This is a genomic window from uncultured Brevundimonas sp. (assembly GCF_947305955.1).
Classification (GTDB): Bacteria; Pseudomonadota; Alphaproteobacteria; order Caulobacterales; family Caulobacteraceae; genus Brevundimonas.
The window spans coordinates 32069-47057 of sequence record NZ_CAMZFB010000003.1; the positions used below are offsets into that span (position 1 = coordinate 32069).

Annotated in this window: 19 protein-coding genes; 9 read left to right on the forward strand and 10 right to left on the reverse strand. The window is 61.8% G+C overall.

Annotated features, from left to right (window positions below; translation table 11 throughout):
• Positions 1 to 22: 22 nt before the first annotated feature.
• Positions 23 to 772: an SDR family NAD(P)-dependent oxidoreductase gene (locus Q0Y42_RS01420; RefSeq protein ID WP_297799363.1), complete on the forward strand. Its 750-nt coding sequence runs from the start codon at positions 23 to 25 to the stop codon at positions 770 to 772.
• 107 nt (positions 773 to 879) lie between these two features.
• On the opposite strand, the gene der is transcribed toward Q0Y42_RS01420, so the two are convergent.
• From der to Q0Y42_RS01450, 6 genes are all read right to left on the reverse strand, one after another.
• Positions 880 to 2505, reverse strand: coding sequence for a ribosome biogenesis GTPase Der (gene der, locus Q0Y42_RS01425; RefSeq protein WP_297799365.1), 1626 nt, complete (start codon positions 2503 to 2505; stop codon positions 880 to 882).
• A gap of 31 nt (positions 2506 to 2536) precedes the next feature.
• Positions 2537 to 3958, reverse strand: coding sequence for a PQQ-like beta-propeller repeat protein (locus tag Q0Y42_RS01430; protein WP_297799367.1), 1422 nt, complete (start codon positions 3956 to 3958; stop codon positions 2537 to 2539).
• 20 nt (positions 3959 to 3978) lie between these two features.
• Positions 3979 to 4749 (reverse strand): tetratricopeptide repeat protein, encoded by a 771-nt coding sequence (locus Q0Y42_RS01435; RefSeq protein WP_297799369.1) that lies wholly within the window; start codon positions 4747 to 4749, stop codon positions 3979 to 3981.
• A gap of 146 nt (positions 4750 to 4895) precedes the next feature.
• Positions 4896 to 5297: a hypothetical protein gene (locus tag Q0Y42_RS01440; RefSeq protein ID WP_297799371.1), complete on the reverse strand. Its 402-nt coding sequence runs from the start codon at positions 5295 to 5297 to the stop codon at positions 4896 to 4898.
• Positions 5290 to 5832, reverse strand: a complete 543-nt coding sequence (locus tag Q0Y42_RS01445) for a sigma-70 family RNA polymerase sigma factor (protein WP_297799531.1) — start codon at positions 5830 to 5832, stop codon at positions 5290 to 5292. Before Q0Y42_RS01445 ends, Q0Y42_RS01440 begins: the two co-directional genes overlap by 8 nt.
• A gap of 37 nt (positions 5833 to 5869) precedes the next feature.
• Complete coding sequence (locus Q0Y42_RS01450; protein WP_297799373.1) at positions 5870 to 6265, reverse strand: DUF6249 domain-containing protein; 396 nt, start codon at positions 6263 to 6265, stop codon at positions 5870 to 5872.
• A 163-nt stretch (positions 6266 to 6428) separates the two neighbouring features.
• Between Q0Y42_RS01450 and Q0Y42_RS01455 the strand changes: the two genes are divergently transcribed.
• A complete protein-coding gene (locus Q0Y42_RS01455; protein ID WP_297799375.1) occupies positions 6429 to 6668 on the forward strand; it encodes a DUF2188 domain-containing protein in 240 nt (79 codons plus the stop codon).
• Here Q0Y42_RS01455 and Q0Y42_RS01460 read toward each other — a convergent pair whose 3' ends face one another.
• Complete coding sequence (locus Q0Y42_RS01460; protein WP_297799377.1) at positions 6669 to 7022, reverse strand: ArsC family reductase; 354 nt, start codon at positions 7020 to 7022, stop codon at positions 6669 to 6671. It lies immediately after the preceding gene.
• 155 nt (positions 7023 to 7177) lie between these two features.
• Here Q0Y42_RS01460 and Q0Y42_RS01465 point away from each other — a divergent pair, with 155 nt between their 5' ends.
• From Q0Y42_RS01465 to Q0Y42_RS01480, 4 genes are all read left to right on the forward strand, one after another.
• Entirely contained in the window at positions 7178 to 7417 is a 240-nt protein-coding gene (locus tag Q0Y42_RS01465) for a hypothetical protein (RefSeq protein ID WP_297799379.1), read from the forward strand.
• A 94-nt stretch (positions 7418 to 7511) separates the two neighbouring features.
• Entirely contained in the window at positions 7512 to 9149 is a 1638-nt protein-coding gene (locus tag Q0Y42_RS01470) for an FMN-binding glutamate synthase family protein (RefSeq protein ID WP_297799381.1), read from the forward strand.
• 143 nt (positions 9150 to 9292) lie between these two features.
• Positions 9293 to 9745, forward strand: coding sequence for a hypothetical protein (locus Q0Y42_RS01475; RefSeq protein ID WP_297799383.1), 453 nt, complete (start codon positions 9293 to 9295; stop codon positions 9743 to 9745).
• A 1-nt stretch (position 9746) separates the two neighbouring features.
• Positions 9747 to 10220 carry an AprI/Inh family metalloprotease inhibitor gene (locus Q0Y42_RS01480; protein ID WP_297799385.1) on the forward strand — a complete coding sequence of 158 codons (474 nt, stop codon included), beginning with the start codon at positions 9747 to 9749 and terminating at the stop codon, positions 10218 to 10220.
• A gap of 54 nt (positions 10221 to 10274) precedes the next feature.
• Here the strand turns inward: Q0Y42_RS01480 and Q0Y42_RS01485 are convergent, their stop codons facing one another.
• The 3 genes from Q0Y42_RS01485 to Q0Y42_RS01495 form a co-directional block, all read right to left on the reverse strand.
• Positions 10275 to 11114 carry a hypothetical protein gene (locus Q0Y42_RS01485; protein WP_297799387.1) on the reverse strand — a complete coding sequence of 280 codons (840 nt, stop codon included), beginning with the start codon at positions 11112 to 11114 and terminating at the stop codon, positions 10275 to 10277.
• A gap of 97 nt (positions 11115 to 11211) precedes the next feature.
• Positions 11212 to 11739 (reverse strand): hypothetical protein, encoded by a 528-nt coding sequence (locus Q0Y42_RS01490; protein WP_297799388.1) that lies wholly within the window; start codon positions 11737 to 11739, stop codon positions 11212 to 11214.
• An 8-nt stretch (positions 11740 to 11747) separates the two neighbouring features.
• On the reverse strand, positions 11748 to 12215 hold the full coding sequence (locus tag Q0Y42_RS01495; protein ID WP_297799390.1) for an Lrp/AsnC family transcriptional regulator: 468 nt from the start codon (positions 12213 to 12215) through the stop codon (positions 11748 to 11750).
• Between the two features lie 185 nt (positions 12216 to 12400).
• On the opposite strand from Q0Y42_RS01495, the gene phhA reads away from it, so the two are divergent.
• The 3 genes from phhA (at position 12401) to Q0Y42_RS01510 (ending at position 14835) form a co-directional block, all read left to right on the forward strand.
• Positions 12401 to 13267, forward strand: coding sequence for a phenylalanine 4-monooxygenase (gene phhA / locus Q0Y42_RS01500; RefSeq protein WP_297799392.1), 867 nt, complete (start codon positions 12401 to 12403; stop codon positions 13265 to 13267).
• Positions 13268 to 13327: 60 nt separating this feature from the next.
• The gene (gene hppD / locus Q0Y42_RS01505) at positions 13328 to 14398 is read left to right on the forward strand and encodes a 4-hydroxyphenylpyruvate dioxygenase (RefSeq protein ID WP_297799394.1); all 1071 of its coding nucleotides are present in this window, start codon (positions 13328 to 13330) and stop codon (positions 14396 to 14398) included.
• A 92-nt stretch (positions 14399 to 14490) separates the two neighbouring features.
• Positions 14491 to 14835, forward strand: a complete 345-nt coding sequence (locus Q0Y42_RS01510) for a hypothetical protein (RefSeq protein WP_297799396.1) — start codon at positions 14491 to 14493, stop codon at positions 14833 to 14835.
• Positions 14836 to 14989: the final 154 nt, after the last annotated feature.

A 14989-nucleotide genomic window follows, 5' to 3' on the forward strand; every position in this document is an offset into this window, starting at 1 on the left:
CGCTCCGCGCTATCAGCGGCATATGTCCGATACCGCTTCTCTTCCGCTCGCAGACCGTATTGCACTGGTTGTTGGTGCTTCGCGTGGCATTGGCCGCGAAACCGCACTGGCGCTGGCCAAGGCCGGTGCCCACGTCGTTGCCGCCGCCCGCACCCAAGGCGGTCTGGAGGAGCTGGACGACGAGATTTTCGCCGCCACCGGCAAGCATGCGACCCTGATCCCGTTCGACATCATCGACGGCGGTTCGATCGACCGACTGGGCGGCGCGCTCTATGAGCGTTTCGGCAAGCTGGACATCTGGGTTCAGGCCGCCGCCACCATGGGTGCCGAAGGCCTGACCCCCGTCAGCCACGCCGACCCGCGCGGCTTTGCCAAGATCGAGAAGGTCAACTTCACCGGCGTCTATCGCCTTATCCGCTCGCTGGAGCCGCTGCTGAAGGCCTCCACCGCCGCACGTGTCATCCACCTGACCACCAGCGTCGCCTCCGAGCCGCGTGCCTTCTGGGGGGCCTATGCCGCCACCAAGGCCGGTGCCGAGAACCTGATGCGTTGCTGGGCCGATGAAGTGGAATCTATGCCGATCCGTGTCGCCATCGTCGATCCGGGCCGGATGCGTACGGGCCTGCGCGCCCAAGCCTTCCCCGGCGAAGACCCGCTGATCCTGCCCCACCCGCAGGAAATCACCCCCCTGATGGTCGAACTGGCCCGCGGCGACAAGGAGCCGCCGCTGTTTACGAGTTTCAAGGAATGGAAGGCCGCACAGGCCGCCTGACTGTCAAAGGCCGCTTCCATAGGGAGGCGGCCTTTTTGATGAGTGGAAACAAATAAGGGCGACCCGCATTGCGGATCGCCCTTTTTATTGTCTGCCACAGGCTGGGCTTAACGCTTTGCGCCGCCCTTTTGGCCGGTACGGATACGGCCCGAGCGGGACACCTGACGGGCACCGCCACGTGCGCCCTTGCCGACGATGGCATTGGTGCCGGCCTTCTTGGAAGCCGAAGCCTTCAGGCCGCCCAGAGGTTTGACCTTGGGCTTGATGCCCGCCTTGGCCTTTTGCTCCAGAGCCTTGCCCGGAAGGTTCGAGTATTTCTCTTCCTTCTCGGCCTTGATGACCTTGCGCGGGGCGGTCTTGGCCGCGCCCTTGAAGCGTTCCGGTCCCGACTTGGCACCACCCTCGGCATAGGGGTTGGCCCCCGAGGACTTGACGTTCAGGCGCATCGGAACGCCCTGAAGGTCGAAGGACTCGCGGATCGAGTTCACCAGATAGCGCTTGTAGTGGTCCGGCATCGAAGCCGCACGCGTCGCCATAAGGACGAACGTCGGCGGGCGGGCTTTGATCTGGGCGATGTATTTCGGCTTGATACGCTTGCCATCGACGGCGGGCGGCGGGTGACGTTGCACCGCCAGCGCCAGCCAATCGTTCAGATCCTTGGTCTTCACCTTGGCGGACCAGGTGTCATAGGCCTTCATGATGGCGGGCATCAGACGGTCTACGCCACGGCCATTGAACGACGACAGGGCCACAAACTCCGAGCCTTTCAGCTGCGGAAGCTTGTCGTCGGCCATCTGCTTCAGCTTGGCCAGACGAGCCTGCGGTTCCTCTTCGAGGTCCCACTTGGAGGCCACGTAGACCAGCGCACGCCCTTCCCGCTCGACCAGATCTGCCAGCTGCAGGTCCTGCGTATCGAAGGCGTCGTCCTTGTCCATGACCAGAACGACCACCTCGGCAAAGGTAATGGCGCGGATGGTGTCAGCGACCGACAGCTTTTCCAGCTTCTCCTGCACGCGGGCCTTGCGGCGCATGCCGGCGGTGTCGATCAGACGGATGTTCTGACCTTCCCACTGCCAGTCCACCGAGATGGAGTCGCGCGTGATGCCTGCCTCGGGGCCGGTCAGCAGACGGTCGTCGCCGATCAGACGGTTGATCAGGGTGGACTTGCCCGCGTTCGGACGACCGATCACGGCGATGCGGATCGGCTTTTCAGGCTCGTCGACCTCTTCGATGAAGACGTCTTCGGAAGCGCGCAGCAGGGCTTGGTACAGGTCAGCCATGCCCTCGCCGTGCTCGGCAGAGATGGCAACCGGCTCACCGAAGCCAAGGCCATAGGCCTCGCCCACGCCGCCCGTGCTTTCACGGCTTTCGGACTTATTGGCCAGCAGGATGACCGGCTTGTGCACGCCCCGCAGGCGGTCCGCGAAGATGCGGTCCAGCTGGGTCACGCCCTCGCGGGCATCCATGGTGAACAGGATGACGTCGGCGTCCTCGATAGCGGCCTCGGTCTGCTCGCGCATGCGAGCTTCGAGGCTTTCGTCGGTGACGTCCTCATAACCTGCCGTGTCGATCAGGGTCAGGTCCATGTCGCCGATATTGCCGTCGGCATAGCGACGGTCACGGGTCACACCCGGGCGATCATCGACCAGCGCAAGGCGCTTGCCGACGAGACGGTTGAACAGTGTCGACTTGCCCACATTGGGCCGGCCGACGATGGCGATCTTCAGAGCCATGTCGGCCTTCTAACGCAATTTGAAATCAAGGTCAGCGGATGCTGATGAGGCGGGCGTCGTCGGTCAGAACATAGAGCGCACCGTTGTAGGCGGTGGGCGCAATATAGGCCGGAGCCCCCAGGTTGATGGTAGCGGTCTGAGCGCCGGTCTTCGGATCAAAGGCCACCAGTTGGCCCTCCGAGTTTACCAGCACCAGACGGTTCGAGGCGAGCACAGGACCCGACCACGTTGGGCGGATAGTACGCTTACCCATGCCAAAGAACCAGCCGCCTTCTTCACGGACTCGACCTTCGTTGAGGTCGCGGGTCCAATAAATCTGGCCGGACTCGCGGTTGATGACGGTCAGTTCGCCGGTCTTGGACACGACATAGACCACATCGCCCACCGGCAGAGGCGCGTTCACGCCACCGATCGGCAGTTCCCACTTGGGCGCGCCGGTACGCAGGTCGAGCGACTGCATCACGCCCGACTGGCTGACGGCATAGACAAAGCCACGGCTGATGACCGGACGGCCCGCGATGTCACGCAGTTCCGACAGGGCGTTGGTGCGGCTGGTGCGCGACAGCACCTCTTCCCAAACCGGCTGGCCGTTGATGGCACGCAGGGCCACGACCTGACCCGACGAGAACGGCGCGATGACCGTGTCGCCGCTGACGGCGGGGCTGGAGGCGCGCATGATGCGGGCCGGTTCCGTGATGCCACGGTAGCTCCAGCTTTGGGCACCGGTATTGATGTCCAGAGCGATCAGCTGGTTGTCGACGTCCACGGCAAACAGGCGGCCACCCGAGACGGTCGGCGCGCCGTGGATCGGCAGGTCGGCTTCATACTGCCAGGCCACCTCGCCCGAGGCGGCGTCCAGAGCCGTCACATGACGATAGCCCGAGGTCACGAAAACCTTGCCGCCGGTGACAGCCACGCCGCCACCGAAGCCGCCGCCCGACGAACCACCGCCCAGCGAGATACCAAAGCGACGGCGACCGGAGTCGCGCTCGTCGGTGCCAAGGTTCTTACGCCAAACCACCGAACCGGTGCCCGCATCGATGGCCGAAACGGTGGCTTCACCGTCCAGCACATAGATACGGCCGTCGGCGGCGACCGGCGGAGCCATGACCTGAGCCAGACGATCCGACGAGGCACCGATGTCGCGCTTCCACGCGATGGCGAACTCGGGCGCAGCGATGACGTGGCCGATCTCGTTCTCGGCATTGCGGCCCGGCTGCTGCCAGGCGCTGACCGATTGCGGACCCGGCACGAAGAAGTCACGACCCGACAGAGCCGGCGACGGAGCCAGCTGCTGTTCAAACTCGAGGATCGAGATGCGTTCGCCTTGGCTGGCGACGGCCTTGGGGCCATCGCCCTTGTCCAGGAACGGGATTGCGCGTTTCACCGTACCGCACGAAGCGACGGTTGCGGCCAATCCGCACATCAGGGCGATTTTCAGCGAACGATTCATCTCGGACTTCTCGTGCAAGATTACTGGGCAGTAGCGGATTGAGCGGGAGCGTTTTGAGCCGCAGCAGGTGCCGCAGCCGCCGGAGCCGGAACCGGCGTGTCAGGCAGCTTGGCCGCTTCCGTCACGATCTGGCGCACAGCACCCGAGGTGCCGGCGTCAATCAGGCGGACTGCAGCGTTGGAGCGTTCACGCACCATATCCGGCACGTCCTGCCCCAGTTGCAGCAGCACGTAGATTTCGCGAGCCTCAGCCGGCTTGTTGTTCAGCAGCAGAACGGTCGCCAGAGCTTCCTGAGCCAGGGCGCGGTACGGGCGCTTTTCTTCGGCCAGCGGCTCGAGGCGCTTCTTCAGGTCGTCCAGCGAACCCTTGTCCACCAGCAGGTAAGCCGCCTTCAGAGCAGCAGCGTCGCTGATGACCGGATCGCGCGAAACCTTGGCGGCCTCGTCGAACAGACGCAGGGCGTCGTCCGTCTTGTTCTGTTCCAGAGCGACGGCGGCCTGTTGCATCAGGGCCAGCGCCTTATAGCCACGCGAGCCGGTGTCAGCCGCTTCGCCAAAGGCGGTCGCCGCCTGATCCATATTGCCCGCCGCAGCGGCCTCAAGGCCACGCTGGTAGGCTGCCGACGCCTTGTCAGCTTCACTGGTTTGCCAGCTCTGGTAACCCCACCAGCCCAGCGCACCAATCAGCGCAACCGCCCCTACACCGGCGCCGATCGGCAGCCATGTGCGTGCGATACGCTTATAACGTTCGGAGCGAAGCTCCTCTTCGACCTGTTCGAAGACATCAACCAATTCAGTCGCCCCAAAAGCCGTTGAAAACACGGGTGGCAAGTTCGTCGCGACCCTAAAGTGTCCGAACGCCGCCCGCAACGCGGGCATTGCCATAGACCGGTTCTTTTTCGTGATTATCGACGGATCAAGGCGGGAAAACGACGCTCTTACAGCGCTTTTGACCAGTGTACGGCGGCTACAATGAGAAGAATCGTCGTCGCGGCGGCAAACGTCATCAATAGTGAAGGGCCGGACAAAACACCCAGATGGATGTGATCAAAGCCGATCTGCTCGGACAAACTGGCCACATAACCCTTCAATTGGGTGACTTCTTCGGACTTGGAGATCGTCAGGCCACCGGTCGACAGGTCATCAAACCGCACCTTCACGAACTGGCGGATGATCACAAAGGCCGTCGCCAGCCCCAGCAACGACAGGATACGCCGACGCCAGCGCCAGCGATTCTCCAGCCGCACCTCGACCTCTGCGTCGAACAAGGCCGAATCGGCGAATTCGGGTGGCACGCGATAGCTCTTCTGGATGGCGGGATCGAAATCAGGTTCAGACATGATCCAAACGGGCCTCCTGTTCCAAACTGGGCGACAACCGAAGCCGCAGCTTCGCCAGCCCGCGTTTGACATGGGATTTCACTGTCCCCAGCGGAAGGTTCAGCGAAGCCCCGATTTCCTCGTGCGTCAGCCCTGCCCCATGGCACAGCGACACACACAGCCGTTCTGACTCGCTCAGCGCACGCAGCGCCTTGTCCAGATCAAAGCGGCCAATCGGATCGATTTCCAGACTTTGCCAGTCTTCGTCCGACATGGCTTCCAGATCGGTATAGCGGGCTTCGTGCTTGATCTGGCGCAGGTAAAGACGGGCGGCGATTCGACCGACCCACGATCCGAAATTCCCCTGCCCGCGATAATCGATGCACTTCTCATAGGCGCGCATGAAGGCATCTTGGGCGATGTCGTCAGCGACCTCGTAGGGCGCGCCCATGCGGCGCAGCAAGGCCCGCACGAACGGCGAATGACGCCGGACCAGTTCACCGAACTCACGACGGCCGCCGGCAGCCGAAAGGGCTGCCAGCTCCACGTCGTGCATCGTTGTCAGGGGTTGTTTAGGCGCCATCCCGGACCGATCAGCTCTCGAGCTTGTTGAAGCGCGACAGTATCAGATATGCGATACCGAAAACCAACGGTATGCAGGCTACACCAAAGGTTCCGGTGCCGACCCAGCGCGTGTCACCCACTTCGATATCGGTGAACATGCCCAGCAGGCCGATGCCGATACCGGCGGCGATCCACAGAACACCACGGCGGATATCGCGGGCCTTGGACGGCAGACCCTTGCGGATATCGTGGGTCATCACATCGATCAGTTCCACCGGCAGGTTTTGGCCTTCGGAGATCGCGGCGCGAACCGACTTCTGCATTTCCTTCTGGTTGCGGTGCTTGAAGTAGGACGGCAACACAATGACGGCGGTGATCGTGCCGAATACGGACAGGATCGCGATAATGCCGATTAGGTCTTCCATGGGTCACCCCTTTCGTTAGAGCCCGATCATCGGGCCTTTCGAAGTTATGAGGCACTCACCTAGCGCCACAGATGCGCGGCGACGCATGAAATCTTCGTAAGACTTTGCGAAGCCCGAAAGGACTTCACGCGTTCCCCTCACTGCACCACCAGAGGAGTTCGCTATGAAGATGGTTACCTATCGCATTCAGGAGCACGACGGCGGCTGGGCCTATCGACTGGGCGACACATGGTCCGAGACCTATCCCACCCACGATGCGGCCCATGCCGCCGCCATCCACGCCGCGCGCGAGCAAAAGGTCCCTGACGAAGATGCCTGCATCGAATTCCAGAACGCCGACGGGGAATGGATCACCCAAGGGGCCGACGGTCAGGACCGTCCGATGACGCAGGTCGAGGGCTGATCAGCCCTTGAGCGCGGCCTGATAGATTTCAGGTTTGAAGCCCAGAACCGTCTTGCCATTGCCCAGATCTAGCACCGGACGTTTGATCATCGACGGCTGCTCCATCATCAGGGCAATGGCCTTGGCGGCATCGATGTCGGCCTTGGCCTCGTCCGGCAGCTTGCGGAAGGTGGTACCCGCCTTGTTCAGCACCTTCTCCCAGCCATGCTCGGCCACCCACTTCTCCAGCTCGGTCTTGTCCGCACCCTGCACCTTATAGTCGTGAAAGTCATAGGACACGCCGTTCTCATCCAGCCAAACACGCGCCTTCTTCATCGTGTCACAGGCCTTGATGCCGTAAATCGTGATGGACATGTGCTGCTCCCGAACTGTGCGCAAAGTCGTGTGCGGGCGGCTGTGGCATTGATAGTCGGAAGGGTCAATTCCGCTCCAGAAATCGGTAGCTAATGGTTTCGGAAATGCTGTGATAGCGTTGGTATGAATTGCACTACCGCAACCCGAGCATTGGCATGAATGAACCGATCGCGTTTCGCATTCTGAGGGGCATTCTGGCCTTTTGGCTGATTTCGCTGGTGTTTGCGGTGCTGACCTTCGTTTCGGTGGCGCTGCTGGTTGGCTATACCCATGGCGATCTGAGCCTGCGTGCCGACATGATGTTCTGGGGGCTGGCGGCGCTTTTGCTGGGCAGCTATGCGGCCAGCCTGTTCTTCGGGATGCGCTTTGCCATCAAGGACTGGACACGCCGATGAAATATCGCTGCGCGCGCAAGTCGCACTGGCACTGTGGGGAGCCTAAGGGCTAACTGAACCGTTAGACGACCATCGGTCATTGACGGGGCACATCATGCACATCAGTCGGTTCACGGTTCTGGCGCTCTGCCTTGTGTTGGCGGTCGTGTTTGCGGCGGCGCTCGTCTGGAATGTGCATCTATGGCCGCTGGCGGTGGTCTTCGTCGCCCTGTCCGTACTGGGTCTTTACGACCTGACCCAGCCGCGTCATTCGGTCAGGCGCAACTATCCCATCATCGGGAATTTTCGCTGGCTTTTCGAAGCCTTGCGGCCGGAACTTCGACAATACCTTTTTGAGGCCGACAACGAGGCCGCGCCCTTTTCGCGCAGCCAGCGCTCGCTGGTCTACGCCCGCGCCAAGGGCGAAAGCAGCGAGCGCCCCTTTGGCACCCTGCTGGACGTCTATAACGACCGTTACGAGTTCATCGCCCCGTCCATCCGCCCCGCGCCCGTCGCGGCACCCGAGACCCTGCGCGTCACCATTGGCGGGCCACAGTGCAGCCAGCCGTACTCCGCCTCGCTGTTCAACATCTCGGCCATGAGCTTTGGCTCGCTCAGCGCCAATGCCATTCGCGCCCTGAACAAGGGAGCCAAGGCAGGCGGCTTCTATCACGACACCGGCGAAGGCGGCCTCAGCCCCTATCACCGCGAGGGTGACGGCGACATCGTCTGGGAAATCGGCAGCGGCTATTTCGGATGCCGCACTCTGGACGGCCAGTTCGACCCCGACCGTTTTGTCCAGAACGCCACCCTGCCCCAGGTGAAGATGATCGAGATCAAGATCAGCCAAGGGGCCAAGCCGGGCCACGGCGGCATCCTGCCCGGCCCCAAGGTCACGCCCGAGATTGCCGAAATCCGTGGCGTTGCCGTAGGCGTGGACTGCATCTCGCCGCCCTATCACACCGCCTTCAGTACGCCGGTCGAGATGATGCATTTCATCGCCCGCCTGCGTGAGCTGTCGGGCGGCAAGCCGGTCGGCTTCAAACTGTGCATCGGCCACCCGTGGGAGTTCATGGGCATCGTCAAGGCCATGCTGGAGACCGGCATCCTGCCCGACTTCATCGTGGTGGACGGGGCTGAAGGCGGCACGGGCGCAGCCCCGCTGGAGTTTGCCAACCACATCGGCACGCCGCTGCGCGAAGGGCTGCTGCTGGTGCACAACACGCTGGTGGGGGCAAACCTGCGCCAGCACATCCGCATCGGCGCGGCAGGCAAGGTCATCAGCGCCTTTGATATCGCCAGCCTCTTGGCGATGGGCGCGGACTATACCAATGCGGGGCGGGGCTTCATGTTCGCGCTGGGCTGTATCCAGTCCCTGTCGTGCAACACCAACAAATGCCCGACCGGCGTCGCCACCCAAGACCCGTCACGCCAACGCGCCCTTGTGGTACCGGACAAGGCCGAGCGCGTCGCCACCTATCACCGCAGCACGATGCACGCTCTGGCCGAGATGCTGGCCGCCGCCGGCATCGCCAAGCCAGAGGACCTCGGCCCGCAGCATCTGGTACGCCGCATCAGCCAGTCGGAAATCCGGCTCTATTCCCAGATCCACACCTTCCTGAAGCCGGGCGAGCTGCTGGAACAGGGCGATCAGCACCCCTTCTATGGCCTGTCATGGAAATTGGCCGACGCCCACAGCTTCAGCGCCGAGGAAGGCTATTCGGCCTATAACGCGCTTGAGTTTAGGCCGTAAAAACCTGTTCAGACAGGCTGCGTAGCTCGGATGACCAGCGTGTCCAAACATCGACACCTAAGGATAACAATGTTATATAAATAACCACTGCGCCCGCCCGATTTTGCCGGTGCGCATGAAAAATCTTAGCGACAGGACCCGTCATGCCCATGAAACCCGGTCTGCACAGTCTGCTAGTTCCCGCATTTTGCACCCTACTGGGCCTCACCGCCTGCTCGCCCGCTACGGACGGCAATAAGGAGGGCAACAGCGCCACGCCCACATCCGATAACGAACGGCCCCTTCCTCCGCCGTGGCATGAGGTCGAGGGTCGCAAGCTGACCGTGAACCTCCCCTATCGTGCCAGCAGTTGGTATTTGTGGGCCGCCGATGACGAGAACGAAGGCCCCTTCACCTTCAAATCCCTCGACAACCTCCCCGGTGCCGGCCCTCAGGGCACGGATCTGGCCGTCTTCATCTACGAGGCCGATGGACCAGGATCCGCCAGCATCAAGTTCGGCCTGAACACCGTCACGAGAGATGGCCCCACCCCGCCCGAGCAAATGCGCTCGGGTCAATCCAAGGCCTATTATGTCGCCAATGTGGAGGTCGAATAGGATGAGATGGATCCCTTGCCTCGCCCTTGTGACCTCCGCCGTCCTGATCACCTGTTCACCGTCCGGTGCCGAAGAGGCCGTGCCCGCGACGCCCTACGCTCAAGACACGATGAGCCAATCGACCGACGACCCCGGTGATCTGATCGGCACCCGCGATATGGAGCTGGAACCCACAGGCCGCTTTGCCTTGTGGGAGGACTATGAAGGCGGCACGGTCTGCATTGTCGATCTCACGGCCAACCGCACCATTGGCGGCTATGATATCGGCTATGACGACAAATGCCTCGCCCAGTTGGAACTCGGCGGAGACGTGGCCGCATGGTTCCCCGCCGATGACGGCACCCTCGTTATGATCGATGCCACCCGCAAGGTCCTCCTGCGCATGCGTAAGGACGGCGTGGACGATTACTATGCCGTGCGTCAGCCCGAGGGTAAGGCGAACCTGAACCTGACCCGCGAGACCATCAGTCACTAGGTTGACTGGGGCTTACTCTCTAAAAGCAGCTGCCTCAGACCAACATCGGTTACGTCAAAGCGTGTCGTTTCTGGCCGTGATCAGTCGACCGCCAGCGATCACCAAAAGTAGGCACAGCGTCCACAGTCCTGCAAACGCCCAGATACGCACATCGCCGACTTCCCACAGGCCGGCGCTGCACAGGCCCGACCGACAGGCCGCCATAAAAGGCCCGACGGACATGACGCCTAGCGCGCAACCGCCGATCAACAGCCCCCATCCCAGACCCTTTCCGGCACCCGTATCGCCATTCAAGATGGGCATTTGCGGCTTGGGCTCCGCCGGTGCTTTCGAGCTGGCATAGGTCACGCCGGAACGGGCGGATACGGCCACGCCACCACTCTGCACGGGCTTGGTGGTCCGGGGCTTGGCGGGCGTGTTGCCGGAAGATGCTTGCGCCGTGCGAGGCAGGGTCCGTTGGGTGGCAGACTGTCGCCGCTCGCCAATCCAGCGCATAACCTTGTCGCTGGAGGCGTACCACAGACCGCTGTCCGGCAAGGCCCAGAACTCGCCCAGTTTAAGCTTCTTCACCGCGCTACTGGCCGCGTCGCGGTATTCGCAGACCAGCACCTTGTTCTTCTTGCCCGCCAGCGAAAAGGCCGAGACATCGCCCCAATCCACGCGGGTACTGGTGCCGAAGGTCGGGCGATAGGTGAAACCAGCACTGTCCAGTTCAAGCTCGCGCGGCTTGATGACCTCGGCGACATAATAGAGGAAGAACAGCGCAAACACGCCGCCAACGACCATGGGCATGAGGGACAGCTCTCCACTGCCAAGCGTCCGCAGCAGCACAAGCGCGGCAAAAGCCGGACCAAGAGCCGTCACCAGCACACCCAGCCGCGAATATCGGATCACCTCGGATTGCACCGCTTCCCCTCCTAACCAGTTCGGTCGCACCTAATACGCGTACAGGCCGATAAGGGTCCGCGCACCATGCAAAGCAAGTTACGGCCTAACGACCCGCATCCTTCGTTCTCCGCATATATTCGTTAGCATAGGCTGCGATGTCCTTCGCCGGAGACATCCATCCCCTTTTGCCCGGCAGTTTGAGATGTCTGCCGAGGGCGCGCTTGCGAAGCTTTCCGGCATGGGGGTCGCGGTAATGCACCTCCAGCCAAACGAGCGTGCGCGCGCTTCCCAAACGGAACTCCTCCACCCTGTCCCACGGCACGGGGCCGACAACGGGTCCGATTACCGGTCTATAGATCCATCCCGACGATGAAAGCTCCACCACGCGTGGCCGGATGATCTCGATCAGGGAAAAGGCCACCAGCGCGAACCACATACCGATGAACAGGCCCGCGATGACCAGATACGGCACACTGCCGTGGATAGGTAAACGCCCGTAGATAACCCATCCCCTGACTAACCATACGCCATAAATGCCCGCCATGACCGCATAGGGGATGGACGCCACCGCGACGGTCGTCCGCGAAGACGTAAGGACTGCTGACTGCTTGGAAATGTCGGCTTGGGGCAATGTTCGTCCTAGACCGGCAAGGCCGTCGTGTACTTCACCTGACTGAGGGCAAAGTGCGAGGCCGCTGTCGCGACGTTGGCATGGTTCAGCAGGTCGCGCATCAGGAACCGCTCATATCCCGCCACATCCTCTGCCACGATGCGCAGCAGGTAATCCCATTCGCCGGACATGGAGTGCGCCTCCATCACCTCGGGCTTGGTGTTCAAAAAGGCCTCGAACGACTGTCGGTCATTGGGCGAGTGGGACTTCATCCGCACCTGACACATGACGTTCACCCCGCGCCCCACGCGCTCGGCGTCCACAAGGCGGACCTGTGCCTTCAGCACCCCCGCCTCCTCCATGGCCTTGATCCGTCGCCAGCACGATGCCGGAGACGATCTCGCCATTTCCGCCAAGGCCGCGTGACTCAGCGAGGAATCCGTCTGAAGCAAGCGTAACAGACGGCGATCCACCTCATCGAGATCATATCGTTTCATTATTCTGCCAATAGTGAACCAGCTTCATCATCCAGTGTCATTTCATGCCCTGTTTTGAAAGGCAACGCGCAGAATGTGATGGCAAACTGTCGTAACAATGATTTCGGGCTTACGATCCCCGTTCAAGGGGGCACCCGACAGGTTTCAGGCCTGGTTTTCAGGCCAGGTTTCAGGGAGGAACCGCCATGGGCAGCCACGCTCTACAATCGCCGCCGGAAGGCGCCGCCAGCGACTGGACCATCCCGCAGAACTGGTCGGCCTATACGCGCGAAGAGCACGCCCTGTGGGACACGCTGTATGCGCGCCAGACGGCGCTGCTGCCCTCGCGCGTGACGCCCGCTTTCATGGAAGGTCTGGATATTCTGAAACTGTCGGATGGCGGCATCCCGAACTTCGAGGACCTGTCCGAACGCCTGCACAAGCTGACCGGCTGGCAGGTCGTGGCCGTGCCGGGCCTTGTGCCGGACGACGTGTTCTTCGAGCATCTGGCCAACCGCCGCTTCGTGGCAGGCAACTTCATCAGAACGCCGGAACAGATTGATTATCTTCAGGAACCCGACGTGTTCCATGACGTGTTCGGTCACGTTCCCCTGCTCGCCCACCCCGTCTTTGCCGACTATATGCAGGCCTATGGTCAGGGTGGCATGAAGGCGATGAAGCACAACGCCATTCATAACCTGTCGCGCCTTTATTGGTACACGGTCGAGTTCGGCCTGATCAAAGACGGCGACGACATGAAGCTGTACGGCGCGGGCATCGTCTCCAGCCGCACGGAGTCGATCTTCGCACTGGACGATGCCTCGCCCAACCGCATCGGCTTCGACATGAAGCGCGTGATGCAGACCCGCTATCGCATCGACGACTTCCAACAGACCTATTTCGTCATCGACAGTTTCGAGGACCTGCTGAAGCAGACCATCGAGACCGACTTCGCGCCCATCTACGCCGAACTGGCCAAGGAGGCCGAGTTCGAACCCGCCGACATCCTGCCGAGCGACCGCGTTTACACCACGGGCACACAGGCCTGGGCCAACCGCGTCACGGACAACTGATTTCACCAGCATTTCCGCATCCCTTATTGCGGGTGCTGACACAGCAAGGAGACCATTCCCATGGCCATTACCGCTGAGAACCCCATCGGCCTCGACGGCTTCGAGTTTGTCGAGTTCACCAGCCCCGATCCCGCCGCCATGAAGGGCCTGATCGAACAGCTGGGCTTTGTGGCGACCCACACCCACCCGACCAAGAAGATCACCCGCTACAAGCAGGGCCAGACCAACCTGCTGGTCAACGAGGAAGCCACCGGCCAGGCCGCCGACTTCCGCGCCGAGCACGGCCCGTCGGCTTCGGGCATGGCCTTCCGCGTGGCGGACGCCCAGCAGGCCTATGACCTCGCCATCTCGCGCGGTGCCCACGCCGTTGACGCCTCGGTCGGCGCTCTGGGTGCCGACGCCAAGGTGCTGCAGGGCATCGGCGGATCGTACCTGTACCTGATCGACCAGTACGGCGAAAAAGGCAGCATCTACGATAGCTGGAACGAGATCGAAGGGTGGCAACAGGCCGAAGCCGAAAACTCGGTCGGTCTGGATATCCTCGACCACCTGACCCACAACGTCCGTCGCGGCCAGATGCGGACCTGGTCGACCTTCTACAACCAGATTTTCGGCTTCGAAGAGCAGAAGTATTTCGATATCAAGGGCAAGGCCACCGGCCTGTTCTCGCAGGCGATGATCGCGCCGGACAAGGCGATCCGCATCCCGCTGAACGAAAGCCAAGACGAAAACTCGCAGATCGAAGAGTTTATCCGTCAGTACAACGGCGAAGGCATCCAGCACCTCGCCATGACCACCGACAACATCTACGAAACCGTCGAGAAGTTGCGCGCCCGTGGCGTGAAGCTGCAGGACACGATCGAGACCTATTATGAACTGGTGGACAAGCGTGTCCCCGGCCACGGCGAGGACCTCGAGCGCCTGAAGAAGAACCGCATCCTCATCGACGGCAACGTCGGCGAAGAAGGCCTGCTGCTGCAGATCTTCACCGAAAACCTGTTCGGCCCGATCTTCTTCGAGATCATCCAGCGCAAGGGCAACGAAGGCTTCGGCAACGGCAACTTCCAGGCCCTGTTCGAGTCCATCGAACTGGACCAAATCCGTCGCGGCGTCATCAAGGTCGACGCCTAAAACGATCAAAGGGCGGGGCCACAGGCTCCGCCCTTTTCAATTCCCTGCCGTCCTATACCGTGGCGCGGATAACCCTGTTCATAAGTACGCCCATGTCCCTCCGCGCTATCCTGATCTCGACCGCTGTCCTTTTGGCGGCTTGCTCGACACAGCCCCAAGTCTCAACGGAAACGGCAGCAGCGGATGCCTGTGCGGCACGCGGCGGCACCATGACCCCTGTGGGTCGCGCCCAGACCCTGCAATGCGTGGTCCGCTTTAGCGACGGCGGCAAGACCTGTTTCGACAACGCCAACTGTCAGGGCAAATGCTATTCGACCGGTCGCCAGCTTGAGGGCTCCGGCAAGCCCTATGGCCAGTGCGCTGTCGACAGCAATCCCTTCGGCTGTCGTTCAGAAATGAACCAAGGCGTGGCTAGCCCCACTCTCTGCCGGGACTGACATCTGAAAGGTCGGCGCGGACCGTTAGGAGGAGAGGGATATCGATCCGCGCCAAAGGTTCATAAGGGGAAGAAACGCCGTCAAGAGACTGCCCCTTCCCTATGCGCCTTTCGTGAACAGCGAACTATGCAGATTTTCTAAATCGAACATTAGT